Genomic DNA, 14,452 nt, shown 5'->3' with positions numbered 1-14,452 from the left:
AAATTCAACGAAAAAAAGATTACAAAAAAGGTATAATGAGTAATTTTTCCGATCACACCATACCTTTCTTTGAAGAAGATTCCCCTCCAGACCATGATAAGAAGAGCTCTGGTTTTTTCTCCCATACTCTAAAAGAACAAAAATCATATAACACAGACTATTTAGAACAACTCAATCCAGAACAGCAACAAGCTGTTATGAATACTGAGGGACCTCTTTTAGTTCTTGCAGGTGCTGGTACAGGAAAAACGCGCGTTTTAACAACCCGTATTTCTCATATTTTACGCTCTGGACTTGCCTCTCCTCAACAAATACTTGCTGTCACTTTCACCAACAAAGCAGCCCGTGAAATGAAAACACGTATTGGTGAACTTATTGGAGAAGTTGTTGAAGGGATGCCTTGGCTTGGAACCTTTCATTCCACTGGAGCTAAAATTTTACGCCGTCACGCAGAGCTTGTTTATTTAAAAAGAAACTTTACAATTCTCGATAGCGATGATGTTCTTCGACTTTTAAAACAACTTATTCAAGCTGAAGGATTAGACGATAAGCGTTGGCCCGCACGAAACCTTGCCATGATGATTGACTCTTGGAAAAATCAAGGACTCTCACCAACACATATCTCAAAAAGTGATGCTCATTCCTTTGGTAATGGCATGGGACGTGAACTTTATCACAGTTATCAAAATCGATTAAAAGATCTTAATGCTTGTGATTTTGGTGACCTTCTACTTCATTCTATCTCTATCTTCCAACATAATCCAGATATTCTTCGCGAATATCATTCTCAATTTCGTTATATTCTTGTCGATGAATATCAAGATACAAATACAGCACAATATCTTTGGCTTCGCCTTTTGGCACAACATCCTCAAGGTCAACATGTTAATCTTTGTTGTGTTGGCGATGATGATCAATCCATTTATGGATGGCGTGGTGCAAAAGTCGAAAACATATTACGTTTTGAAAAAGATTTTCCTTCTGCTAAAATTATTCGTCTAGAACGCAATTATCGCTCAACATCTCATATTCTTAAAGCTGCCTCCCATCTCATTGCGCATAATGAAGAAAGACTGGGAAAGGTCCTTTTTTCTGCTCAAATAAAGAGTGAGGAAGAAAAAGTAAAAATTCATTCAGCATGGGATTCAGCAGAAGAAGCACGAGCAATCGGTGAAGAAATCGAACGCGCACAACAAACTGGTCATGCATTAAATCATATGGCTATATTAGTACGGGCATCATTTCAAATGCGTGAATTTGAAGATCGCTTTGTAACACTTGGCCTTAACTACCGCGTCATTGGTGGCCCACGCTTTTATGAACGAATGGAAATACGTGATGCCATGGCTTATTTACGCGTTGTTGTCCAACCAGCGGATGATTTAGCTTTTGAGCGTGTTATTAATACACCGAAACGCGGCATAGGAGATGCAACCCTGCGCATTCTTTATGAGAGTGCACGTGCACGTGCTGTTCCTCTCTTTTCTGCTGCCGCTGACATCATTGAAACAGACGAGCTAAAACCTAAAGCACGCAGTGCATTACGAAGCCTCATTGAAAACTTCCGCCGCTGGCAAAATATGCTTCAAGACACTCCTCATAGAGAACTTGCCGAAATCATCCTTGATGATTCTGGTTATACAACCATGTGGTTAGAAGATCGCTCACCAGAGGCTCCTACACGACTAGAAAATCTTAAAGAAATGATTCGTTCCATGGAACAATTTGAAAATCTTCAAAGTTTTTTGGAACATGTTGCACTCGTTATGGAAACAGAAAATAATGAAAATATGGATGCAGTCAACATCATGACCCTTCATTCAGCCAAAGGACTTGAATTTGAAACAGTTTTTCTTCCAGGTTGGGAAGAAGGACTCTTTCCTCATCAGCGCTCATTAGATGAAGGTGGACGTTCAGGATTAGAAGAAGAACGGCGTCTTGCCTATGTGGGACTGACAAGAGCAAAACAACATTTGCATATCTGGTTTGTATCTAATCGAAGAATTCATGGATTTTGGCAATCTGTTCTTCCCTCCCGTTTTCTAGAGGAATTACCAACAGAACATATAGAAGCCATAGCAATGGAAACATCCTATGGTGGTTATGGAAAATCTTCCTTTCAACATTACGATTCCTTTTATAATGATTATGCAATACCAAGACAAAAGCATGCACAAAAAAACAAGAATATTGAAGGAAAAGTTATCGCTCAATCAATCTCTCATGCACCATCAGATTTTTCTGTCAATGATCGGATTTTTCACATAAAATTTGGTTATGGTCATATTACAGCAATAGACGATCATAAATTGACAATAATGTTCGAAAAAGCCGGAGAAAAGCGTGTACTGGATAATTTTGTAAACAAAGCTTAAATAAAAAGCAAACCACAATCGTTTTTTTAAGAGACAACTTTATTTTAAATGTCATTGCCATTTGCGAACAAAGGCTTCGATGGGCAAATTCTGCATATCAGGCAATGCTGTGTGGATTTTATCAAGCGGCCAATCCCACCAAGCCATATCTAAAAGGCATTCTATCACATGATTGGGAAAACGCATCCGCAATCGCTTAGCAGGAACCCCAACGACAATCGTATAAGGCATAACATCTTTCGTTATAACAGCGTTCGCGCCAATGATAGCGCCATGACCAATTGTCACCCCAGGCATAATAACCGCACCATGTCCAATCCACACATCATGCCCAATAATAACACGTTTTGCACAACGCCTTTCACGAAAAGAACGATCGAGTACCATATAACGAAAATATTCGTTTGGACGATAGGTTATTTTATGCGTTGAAACGCGCTCCATGGGATGCTCCAACGCATTCACACGGACATGAGATGCAATAGAACAAAAACGACCAATATCGCTGTAAATAGCCTCACTGTTACGTTCTAAATAAGAAAAATCTCCAACTATTACATCACGCAAAACTACCCGCTCATTAATTTCCACATAGCGCCCTAATTTACAACCATGCAGCTGTGCTGTCGTATGGATACGAGGCTTACTTTCATGAAATCGAAGATCGTTTTCAATATTCATTATTGCCTTCCCTCAATTGTTTCATCAATAGATATGGAAAGACATACCAACCAAACCAATAAAATCAACCGTGAAACAAACATTGCAAAACAAACCAGCCAATGCTAGAATTTTTTGACACTTTTAAAAGAGACAAACTATGAAAAATGTACTCCGCATTTTAGGGCTAACAGCTATATTTCTTACGGGAATTTTTATTTATGATGCATTTATAAATAAGCCTTTAGGTGATAACTTTACGCTCACTGATTCAAATGGAAAAACGATTACTGAAGCGGATATTCGAAGCCAGCCTTCAATAATTTTTTTTGGCTTCACTATGTGTCCTGAAATCTGTCCCACCACACTGATGAATCTTGATCAATGGCTTACAGCGCTTGGACCTGAAGCTGATAAGTTAGGAGTATGGTTTGTGACTGTTGACCCCGAACGTGATACACCAGAAGTACTCCATAATTATCTCAGCAATTTTAACAATAAAATCGTTGGTATCAGTGGAGATCCTGATAAAGTTCATAAAATGGCCAATTCTTTTAAAATTGTTGCTGAAAAAGTTCCTGGAGAAGATGGAAACTATACTTATAACCATACGGCAGCAATTTTTTTACTCAAAAAAGGTGGAAAATTAGCGGGTGTTATCCGTTATGACACGAAAGAAAACGATAGCGAATTAAAAGATGCAATCGCCATTGAACGGCTAAAAAAACTCATATCAAACTAAAAAAGCCAATCAAAAGAAAGAACAGCATGTCGCAACAAATTCGCTTCTATTATACTGCTTTTAAAAGTGAAGCAGAGCAATTTTATACCCTTATAGAAAGAGCTTTTGATGAAGAAGGATATCCTCTTGCTCTTATAGAGATAGACGAAAAAAATGCTATATATGAGCTTTCTCTATATGTTGATCAAGACAATCAAGAAGACGCATTGAAACGTTTTGCAAGCGTTCTTTCTATAGATTCTGATAAAATTAATATGGAAGTTTTACCCAATATTGATTGGGTACAAAAAAGTCTAGAAGGACTAAAACCTGTACATGCTGGTCCTTTTTTCCTTCATGGAAGTCACAACAGAAACGCCATTCCAGCTAATGTTCTCCCTATTGAAATTGAAGCAAATCAAGCCTTTGGAACAGGACATCATGGGACAACAGCTGGTTGTTTGGAAATGATTGCCAAAGTAATGAAACACGAAAATCCACAAAATGCCCTTGATCTTGGAACTGGTAGCGGAGTCTTAGCCATTGGCATAGCAATGCTCAAGCCCATTAGTATTCTCGCCTCCGATATTGATCCTATTGCTATTCAAGTTGCACAACATAATATCGAGCTTAATGGCGTAAAAGAGTATATTACAGCTGTTACAGCAACAAGTTTTACCCATGAACACATTGCAACACGTGCGCCTTTTGATCTCATTGTTGCCAATATTCTTGCCAATCCTCTCATTGAACTTGCGCAAGAAATGGTAAAAGCCCTTAAAAAAGGGGGATCACTTATACTCTCTGGAATTCTTGAAGAGCAACACGCCTACGTTTTAGATACTTATATAAAACAAGGACTCAAGCATATCGAAACATACCACCGTCAAGGATGGGTAACGATACATCTAAAATAAATGAAAAGGACGTCGTTATGTATCAATCTTTTGAGGCGACAACAAATCCCACGCATGCTGCAAAACGCATTGCCTCCCTTCGTAAAGAACTTGATCGCCTTGGACTAGATGGTTTTCTTGTTCCACGGTGCGATGAACATCAAGGAGAATATGTCCCCCCTCATGCTCAACGTCTTAGCTGGCTAACCGGCTTTACTGGTTCAGCTGGGATTGCACTGATTTTAAAAAACAAAGCCATCATATTTACAGACGGGCGATATAAGCTCCAAGTTCGCCAACAAACTGATCCTGATATTTTTGATTATGAGGATCTCATAACTTGCCCTCCTTCACAATGGCTTGAAACAAATGGAAAAACACTTTCTATTGGCTTTGACCCATGGCTTCACACCATTACTGCTACCGATATATTGAAAAACGCATTAGAAAATAAAGCAGGCGGAAAACTTGTAGCAATCCACTCCAATCCTATCGATCTTATCTGGCATGATCAACCCAAATTACCGCAATCTGCCCTATCAGTTCATCCTCTCAAATATGCAGGATGCAGCTCAGATGAAAAGTTGGCATTGATTTGCAGATATATACAAAAAGCAAATGCAGATGCCTTTATTTTTACAGACCCCTCCTCCATTGCATGGACATTTAATATACGGGGTAATGATGTTTCCAATACGCCTTTTTCCCTTTGTTTTGCTCTCATTCCCATCCAAGAAACACCAGCCTTATTCATTAATAGCAAAAAACTTGGTGGAGAACAGAAACAATATCTGGAACGTTATACAAAATTATATGAACCAGAACAGCTTATTCCAAAGATTAAAGAATACGCGCAAAAAGGGATAGCTTTTGCCTTAGATCCACAGTTAACATGCGAAAAATTACGAACTGTCATTGAAGAAGAAAATAACTCTTTCATCACACTTACCGACCCTGCTGCTCTACCACGTGCCATTAAAAATGACACAGAACTCAATGGCGCACGCAAAGCACACCTACGCGATGGTGTTGCCCTAACCCGTTTTTTTTCTTGGTTAGATAAACAAATACCAGGGTCAATAAGTGAAATTTCTGCTGCTCAAAAATTAGAAGAATTTCGCATAAATACAGCAAACGAAATGGGAGAAAAACTTAAAGATCTTTCTTTTGATACAATCTCAGCCGCAGGAGCAAATGGTGCCATTATTCATTATCGTGTAACAACGCAAACAAATAAACAACTCAATGCTGGTGAACTTTACCTTGTTGATTCAGGTGGACAATATCGTGATGGCACGACAGATGTCACACGCACAGTAGCAATTGGCAATATTGGAGAAGAAGAAAAACGCTGTTTTACTCTTGTCCTAAAAGGCATGATTGCGCTTTCAACTGCAAGATTTCCAAAAAGCACACGCGGACAAGACATTGATGCTCTTGCACGCATTGCATTGTGGAAAGCTGGCTTTGATTATGCCCATGGCACGGGGCATGGTGTTGGGTCTTATCTTTCTGTTCATGAAGGACCACAAAATATTTCCCGTAAAGGATGCCAAGAACTTATTCCCGGTATGATTCTTTCAAATGAACCAGGATATTACCGCGAAGGTGCTTTTGGTATCCGTCTTGAAAATTTGATGATTGTGAAACCAGCACAAAAAATTGATGGCGGAGATATAGAAATGCTTTCGTTTGAGACTCTTACACATTGCCCCATTGATCGACGGTTAATCCTTCCAGAGCTTTTGACACAAGAAGAACGACAATGGCTCAATGATTACCATGCGCGCGTTTATCAGATGAATGCACCTTACTTAAATGAAGAAGATAAAAAATGGGCAAAAGAAGCAACAATGCCCCTTTAAATCAATCAACGTATAACCTTTACTCTTTCTACAAAACACGGGACATTCTCTTTTAAAGGGAAAAATATGCATCTGCGTCAGGAAATACAAAAAATATTTCTAAAAGATCCTTCAAATTTTTTGCTGGCATGGCAAGAGGCGTAATATGACGGGTGAGAAGAGTGAAATATGCCCGCATGTGGTAATGCTTATCTTGGCGATCACCATCTAGACACCATTATATCTCTATTTTCTTTATATGAAAACTTTCATTATATTTTGTAATCCTCCGCATCGTATTTCTAAAACACCTATTGTAACCAACTTATTACGCTGTTTAGATTCAAAAATTCTGCATATTTATTCGAATAAATTTTATCTTTTTGTTTGCTTCATAATGATAATTTACATTTTTTTAAATTCTTGAATCATTTTCAATAGCTGCAATTCCTTATAATACATATTGATACAATAAAATAGAATCTGCTATGAAATAAAAATTAAGTATTTAGAATTTAAAAGAAGGAGCATGATGCTAACATCAGCGTTAAAGTTTTTTATTTATTTGCACAGTTAACAGTACAATATTATTTTCTAGACTATTACTTATTGTTGAAAACAACGTTATCCACAATATAGATAGTTTCTAACTGCACAGTATGAAAACGACATATATGGAGGTATATGTTTTTACCTGAACGTATCGTTCAGCTAAAAAATTAACAACAATAACAGAGGATATGAAAAACTACATAACACAAAAACAGTCACATAAATAAAGGAGATTCAAGCTCTCTACAAAATTTCACAAATACTTTGAAAAAGACACAATAAGACATGTATCTTACGGCTTATCATAGTAACAAACTTTAAGCACAGATCTTAATAATCTATATTCTTCTCCAGTATTTTAGCAATAAAGTGATTATCCTAATGCGTGTAATTTTATTTTGTTCCGTAATATTATTATTTGGATACTATATTGGACCTTCTGTATTGAATGAAATTACTAAATTTAAGCGAGTTCCTATTGCTGTATTTTCTGAAAATCAAGTCATTACTCCAAATCAGTACGATAAATTATACGAAGAGTACGTAAAGACACAATATCCTGATAATATATACGAAGAACGCCTAGAAATTGCGAAAAAATATCTGGATAATAAAAGTTATGGTGTATATCATGTTCTAAGCCCTGGTATGATAGTGCTAATTCCTGAAAATATAAATCTTATCCATGCGAAAGTTGTTTGGTGTGCATGCCTTGTAGACTTATTACAGGGAGAGTATAATAAGAAATTTCCAGCATTATCCCTATCTACCTACATACATAAGCTACGTTCTCAATATAATTGGAAAGAAAGCGATTTCATTTGGTCAAAAAATTTGGTCATGAACTCGACAGATCCAATGTTTGGATATGCACGAATGGTATTTAATTCTGAAATATTCTCAGTCCAAATACTAGCTCTAATAAACGAAATTTCCGATGCTGAGAAATTTGAGAGAGATGAAGGAAGTCAGAAAAAAATTATGCTGCTAGACGCATTAGCGAATATCCGAAACTTTGTAATGAAATTGGACAAGTGTACTATCTAATAATGCCTGATAAGCATAGATACCAGTAATCTTTTATAAATTCAACATAATAAACAACTCGCAGTTATATCCCTTATTCATTTATAGCGGAATGTTTTATTATATTTTGTAACCTTCCGCGTTACATTTCTATTACGTCATTATAATCGGTTTATTACGGCATTTTGGATTAAATTCTACATATTTGTTCAAAAATTTTACCTTTCTTCACAGTAATAATTTATATCTTTTACTAATAATAACCTTGCATATTCTTCATCATAATAGTTTAAGTTTAATATTTAAGCTCAGCGTTAATCCTTTTTAATAACTTAATAAATATCAAAATATATTGGCGTTCTATGTTTGCAAAAAATAGCCCCTTTATCTCCTTTTTGATTCCAGCTCCCCCAAATGTAAGAGAGATAACCACACAAACAGCATATGCATCTTCTAGAAAACATCCTCTAAACATTATGTTTCTCAATCAGCTGTAGCCAAGCCTCTTCATCGATAACCTCAACACCTAATTCTTCAGCTTTAGCCAATTTGGAGCCCGCTCCAGGTCCTGCAACAAGAAGATCTGTTTTTTTAGAAAGTGAACCAGATGTTTTGGCCCCTAATCGCTCTGCCAATGCTTTTGCTTCATCACGTGACATATGTGCTAAAGTTCCCGTAAAAACAATAATCTTCTCCGCTATTGGTGAAGCAGCTATCATGATAGGTGCCTCATCAAGAGGTGTTACTTCTTCAAGCAAAACAGACAAAACTTCACGGTTATGCGCTTCTCTATAAAAATCAACAATTGCGCCCCCTACCTGTGGTCCAATTCCTTCAATATTGGTAAGTTCCATCCAAGCTTCATTGCCTTCTTTGTTTTCCTGCTCACATGGCATAAGTGCTTCCATAGCCGCCATTTCAAAAGCTATATAATTTTGATACGCTCGTGCAAGGCGGCGTGCATTCACTTCGCCAACATGACGAATCCCCAATGCAAACAAAAAACGGCTCAAAGGAATTTCGCGGCGCGCATTAATGGCATCATACAATTTCCGCACTGAAACAGTACCAAAACCTTCCATATTTTCCAAACGTATCAAAGATTTTTCTTGGCGCCGTTCTAAAGTAAAGATATCAACTGGTGTATGAATACAAAGCGCCTCATCTTGAGCATGGAAAAAAAATTCTACCTGCTTTTTACCCAAGCCTTCAATATCAAAGGCATTGCGTGAAACAAAATGACGAATACGTTCAATCGCTTGTGCAGGACAAATAAGCCCACCGGTGCACCGACGCACCGCTTCTCCTTCTTCGCGAACAGCATGACTCCCACAAGCGGGACACAGATGAGGAAAAACAAAAGCAGAAGCATCTTTTGGACGTTTTTCAGCAATAATATCAACAATTTGAGGGATTACATCACCAGCGCGTTGTACAATCACGGTATCGCCTACACGGATATCACGCCCTTCACGAATGGGCTCTCCTTTATGGCCAATTCCCTTAATATAATCCTCATTATGCAAACTGGCATTGGTCACCACCACCCCACCAACAGTAATAGGTGTAAGGCGTGCAACGGGCGTCAAAGCTCCCGTACGACCGACCTGAATATCAATATCTTCCAAAAGCGCTATCGCTTTTTCTGCTGGAAATTTATGGGCTATCGCCCAACGCGGCGAACGAGAAACAAACCCCAAGCGCTTTTGGAGCATCAAATCATTAACCTTATAAACAATGCCATCAATGTCATAGCTTAAAGAATGACGGCGTTCTTCTATATCACGATAATAGAAAATAATTTCTTCTACTCTCTTAAAGACTTTTATTAATGGATTGATAACAAAGCCATATTCTTTTAGCTTTTTCATCATCTCTATTTGACTTTCTGCAAATACTTCACTCACTTCACCACAAGCATAAGCAAAAAATTGAAGCTTTCTGCTGGCGGTTATCCGTGAATCAAGCTGACGGAGAGAACCAGCCGCCGCATTTCGAGGATTGGCGAAGGTTAACTTTCCCTTCTCTTGTTGGCTTATATTAAGAGCTTGGAAATCTTCCCGTCCCATATAAACTTCGCCGCGAACCTCGATTACCTCAGGAAAATCACCTTGCAAAACTTGTGGAATATCAGCAATTGTTCGAGCATTTGCCGTCACATTTTCACCGACAGTTCCATCCCCACGCGTTGCCGCACGCACAAGCCGCCCCTTTTCGTAGCGCAAAGACAAAGATAAACCATCAATTTTTGGCTCCGCTGTTATTTCCAATACTTGTGTTTCTGGAAGACGTAAAAAACGACGAATACGCTCAATAAATTCAGTAACATCTTCAAAGCTAAACGCATTATCAAGTGAAAGCATAGGCTGTGCATGAACAGATTTTTCAAACTTTTCAGAAATTGGTGCCCCAATTTTATGTGAAGGAGAATCAACACGAATAAGCTCTGGAAAAAGAGCTTCAATTTCTGCATTACGGCGGCGCAAAGCATCGTATTCTGCATCAGAAATTTCAGGCTGATCATCACGATTATAAAGCACATCATGACGTGCAATTTCTTTTGCCAACCACTCTAATTCACTTACTGCTTCAACAGCTGTGAGATTTTTAACTGCATCTTTGTTCATAAAATCTATTCCAAATTACGAGTTACTGCCATAAAGACTTCCACGCTTCCTCATAAAGTGAATCGCAAATAAAAATAAGCTTTCCAGTATTTTTATCACTGGCTAATTACCTTTATGCGAGAAGCTTTTGAGCCGCTGCACGCGCTTCTTCAGTAATCTGTTCTCCTGCCAACATACGAGCAATTTCTTCTGCACGTTCATGCTCTTCCATTTTATGAATAGCAGTAACAAAGCGTCCTTTATCATGACTCTCAATTTTCGAAATAAGAAAATGACCATGCGCTTTCGATGCAACCTGTGGTGCATGCGTAATAGCAAAAACCTGAACACGTTCTGATAAGCGTTGCAATCGTTGTCCAATAGCAGCTGCAACAGCCCCCCCAACGCCTGTATCAATTTCATCAAAGATCAGCGTCGGTGCTGATCCTCGATCAGACAAAACAACTTTTAATGCCAACAAAAAACGAGACAATTCACCGCCAGAAGCCACACTAAGCATCGGTCCAGCTCGTGTTCCAGGATTTGTTCGCACCCAATATTCAATACGATCACATCCCTCTGCACTCCGCCTTTCCACATCACTTTGCATTTCAACAATAAACTCGGCCCTCTCTAATTTCAATGCAGGCAACTCAGCCATCACGCTTTCAGACAAGTGTTTTGCAACCTCTTGACGTTTTATTGACAACGCTTGTGCTAACATATCATAGTTTTTTTGTGTTTGTTTTGCCTCATTTTCAAAACGTGACAATATAGTCTGAGCCTCTTCAAAGTCAGCCAGTTCAGCATCCATTTTATCGCGTAACTGAACCAATTCATCAGCAGAAACTTGATATTTACGAGCAAAACCCCGAAGAGAAAAAAGACGTTCTTCTATCCGTTCCAATTCATCAGGTTCAAAGTCCAATGCTCGTATTGCCACCTCAATACCTTCTTGTGCTATTGCAAGTGCATGCAATGCCTCATCAATAGATTTTACCACTGGTGCAATAAGCTCTTGTGCTTCAGGAATTTTACGCTCCAAACGCCTCACCAAATTGGAAAGCACTGGGATTGGTGATTTTTGACCCGTTAAAAGATCATCCGCTTCTTTTATATCCGTTGCTATTTTTTCTAATTTAAGCATATCGGCACGGCGAAGAGAAAGAGCATCTTCTTCACCAACTTGAAAATCAAGCTTTTCAAGCTCTTCTACACACGCACGAAGATAATCAACCTCACGTACAGCGCTCTCTACTTTAAGACGCTGCTGTTGCAAACGCTCCTCACATTCACGCCATGTGTGATAACATTGGCGCAAATTTTCCACTTCATCCTCAAGCCCACCAAAGGCATCTAATAATTGGCGATGTGTAGCAACATCAACCAGCGCACGATCATCATGTTGTCCATGGATTTCAACCAGCAAACGGCCAACACTCCGCATCAATGCAACACTAGACACCTGATCATTGATAAAGACACGGCTACGTCCATCACTTGATTGCACACGTCGTAAAATAATATCGCCCTCATCATCAAGACCATTCTCACGAATAAGCTGACGTGCAGGATGTGAAACAGACACATCAAAAACAGCCGTAACCTGCCCGCGGTCAGCACCATGACGTACAAGCGAAGCATCACCCCTCCCCCCCAGAGCAAGTGATAAAGCATCAAGGAGAATAGATTTCCCCGCACCTGTTTCTCCAGTTAAAACCGTCAACCCCGCCGTAAAATGAATATCGAGCGTTTCGATCAAAACAATATTATGAATCGAAAGCTGTACCAGCATATAAAATCAACGTGCCCTATTCTTATCACCACCTAAAGCATGTGAGATCCAAGAAGATTTATGCTCATGTGGTGATATTTTATTCTTTTGCAATAAACTATAAGAAAATTTATACCACTCACTTTTGGGATAATTACGTCCTAAAATAGCTGCTGCCGTTTGCGCTTCCGCCGTTAAACCAAGAGCTAAATTAACTTCCGTTAAGCGGAAAAGTGCTTCTTCAATTTGATTTGTATCGGAATACTCTTCAACTACAGTACGAAACCGTCTACTTGCAGCAAGGTAGCGCCGCCCCTCTTCATAATAGCGGCCAATCTGCATTTCTTTACCAGCTAACTGTTCGCGCCCAAAACGTATTTTATCCTTAGCATCCTTGACATATTCAGAATTTGGATAGCGCTCTATAAGAAGCTGCATAGCAGCAATAGCGCGTTTCGTATCACGTTGATCACGCGTAACATCGGGAATCCGACGGAAAGAAGAAAGACCAATAATATAGTATGCATAAGCCGAGTCAGTCGACCCTGGATAAAGCGTAATATAGCGTTGAGCCATACTAATTGAATCATCATACTTTCCGAGTCGATAATTTGTAAAAGCGCCCATCACAAGAGATTTGCGCCCCCAGTCTGTATAAGCATACTGTTTTTCAATCTTCAAAAACTTTTTCGATGCATCTCCAAGCCGCCCACTCTCAAGACTAGCAAGCGCCTGATTATAGAGAACATCTGGTGGATCCATTTTCAAAACATAAGCAGACGGATCAAGAGTATTTTTCTCTTTAAAGAGACATCCCGCTAACATACAGGTGCTTCCTAAAAGTACCACCCCCAATATCTTGCGTACAATGTTAGATTTTCTATATGTCATATTTCCAATGCACACATGAAATTTTTTCATAATTTTCCGGCCTCCAAAGAATATCACCTTGTAGCAAAAACAATTTATCAAAGGTTTTATACCATATCACTTTAAAATCCACATAACCAATTTAGCAGTTTAGGTCAATCATCCCCTTAAAAATCAAATAAATGATAAAAAAATCTTGTCAATTTTTTTACTCTTTCTCTAAAAAGCTTTTTTCATAATATGATTCGTCTGCCAAAACAGCCTTCACCAATTGCGCATTAATTCTATGCCCACTACAATAAGAACGAAATAATCCAATAAAAGGCGCCCCAAGCAAAGCAGTATCACCAATCGCATCAAGCATCTTGTGCCGAACACATTCATTCTCCCAATAAGGGCCATCGGAATTTAAAATTTTGTCATCAAGGCCGATAACAAGAGAATTTTCCAAAGAAGCGCCTTTTGCCTTTCCAGAAAGCCGTAATTTTTCCACGTCTTTGATAAAACCAAAAGTGCGTGCCCGTGACAAATCATCTCGAAATCCTTGTGTGGTAAGATCAAAACTGAAATGTTGCTTACCAATAGCAGAAGAAGGAAAAGAGATCGTTATATCAAAACGACGTCCATCGAATGGCAAAAGCTCTGCAACACCATGAGCTCCTTCAACCCGCACCGGCTTTTTTATAATGAAATAAGAACGCAATGCATTTTGCTGTACAATACCAACATCTTCAAAAGCTTGGCAATATAGCCACGCTGAACCATCCAAAATAGGAATCTCATTATGTGACACTTCAATAATAAGATTATCCAAATTATAAGCAGCAATTGCTGCCATCAAATGTTCAATTGTTTCAACCCTTACATCTCCATCTCCAAGTACTGTTGATAATTCAGTTTCTCCTGTTTGCGATGCATGGGCTTGAAATATTTTCTCTGTTCCGTCTAATCCACAACGCCTAAAAATAATACCACACCCAACATCCGCTGGACAAACCTTTACCACTGACAAACAGCCACTGTGAACGCCAATCCCCTTAAATGTTACTGCTTTTTTAAGAGTAGACTGATATTTTGGAACCAAATTCATCATATCATTCTATTGAATTTCTTTTCTCTCTTTTGATA

At 38.7% G+C, this 14,452-nt stretch carries 10 protein-coding genes; 5 read left to right on the top strand and 5 right to left on the bottom strand.

Features of this window, described 5'->3' with window-relative positions; all coding sequences use genetic code 11:
* The first annotated feature begins 35 nt into the window (after positions 1–35).
* Positions 36–2,375, top strand: a complete 2,340-nt coding sequence (locus ACFIMQ_RS05025; protein ID WP_375616516.1) for an ATP-dependent helicase — start codon at positions 36–38, stop codon at positions 2,373–2,375.
* 51 nt (positions 2,376–2,426) lie between these two features.
* Here ACFIMQ_RS05025 and ACFIMQ_RS05020 read toward each other — a convergent pair whose 3' ends face one another.
* Positions 2,427–3,056 (bottom strand): DapH/DapD/GlmU-related protein, encoded by a 630-nt coding sequence (locus tag ACFIMQ_RS05020; protein ID WP_375703524.1) that lies wholly within the window; start codon positions 3,054–3,056, stop codon positions 2,427–2,429.
* 139 nt (positions 3,057–3,195) lie between these two features.
* On the opposite strand from ACFIMQ_RS05020, the gene ACFIMQ_RS05015 reads away from it, so the two are divergent.
* The 4 genes from ACFIMQ_RS05015 (at position 3,196) to ACFIMQ_RS05000 (ending at position 8,095) form a co-directional block, all read left to right on the top strand.
* Positions 3,196–3,777: an SCO family protein gene (locus ACFIMQ_RS05015; protein WP_375610503.1), complete on the top strand. Its 582-nt coding sequence runs from the start codon at positions 3,196–3,198 to the stop codon at positions 3,775–3,777.
* Positions 3,778–3,803: 26 nt separating this feature from the next.
* Complete coding sequence (locus ACFIMQ_RS05010) at positions 3,804–4,673, top strand: 50S ribosomal protein L11 methyltransferase (protein WP_375610502.1); 870 nt, start codon at positions 3,804–3,806, stop codon at positions 4,671–4,673.
* A gap of 17 nt (positions 4,674–4,690) precedes the next feature.
* Positions 4,691–6,517, top strand: coding sequence for an aminopeptidase P family protein (locus ACFIMQ_RS05005; RefSeq protein ID WP_375616519.1), 1,827 nt, complete (start codon positions 4,691–4,693; stop codon positions 6,515–6,517).
* Between the two features lie 912 nt (positions 6,518–7,429).
* On the top strand, positions 7,430–8,095 hold the full coding sequence (locus ACFIMQ_RS05000) for a hypothetical protein (protein ID WP_375703523.1): 666 nt from the start codon (positions 7,430–7,432) through the stop codon (positions 8,093–8,095).
* 446 nt (positions 8,096–8,541) lie between these two features.
* Here the strand turns inward: ACFIMQ_RS05000 and ligA are convergent, their stop codons facing one another.
* The 4 genes from ligA to lpxC form a co-directional block, all read right to left on the bottom strand.
* A complete protein-coding gene (gene ligA, locus ACFIMQ_RS04995; RefSeq protein WP_375703522.1) occupies positions 8,542–10,701 on the bottom strand; it encodes an NAD-dependent DNA ligase LigA in 2,160 nt (719 codons plus the stop codon).
* Between the two features lie 112 nt (positions 10,702–10,813).
* On the bottom strand, positions 10,814–12,475 hold the full coding sequence (recN, locus tag ACFIMQ_RS04990; protein WP_375616522.1) for a DNA repair protein RecN: 1,662 nt from the start codon (positions 12,473–12,475) through the stop codon (positions 10,814–10,816).
* A gap of 6 nt (positions 12,476–12,481) precedes the next feature.
* Positions 12,482–13,375 (bottom strand): outer membrane protein assembly factor BamD, encoded by an 894-nt coding sequence (locus ACFIMQ_RS04985; RefSeq protein ID WP_375616523.1) that lies wholly within the window; start codon positions 13,373–13,375, stop codon positions 12,482–12,484.
* Positions 13,376–13,532: 157 nt separating this feature from the next.
* Positions 13,533–14,417, bottom strand: a complete 885-nt coding sequence (gene lpxC, locus ACFIMQ_RS04980; protein ID WP_375616524.1) for a UDP-3-O-acyl-N-acetylglucosamine deacetylase — start codon at positions 14,415–14,417, stop codon at positions 13,533–13,535.
* Between the last annotated feature and the right edge of the window lie 35 nt (positions 14,418–14,452).

Origin of the sequence: Bartonella sp. AD13SXNS, assembly GCF_042196465.1 — a bacterium.
Taxonomy (GTDB): Bacteria; Pseudomonadota; Alphaproteobacteria; order Rhizobiales; family Rhizobiaceae; genus Bartonella.
This window is presented reverse-complemented; position numbering and strand designations above follow the sequence as displayed.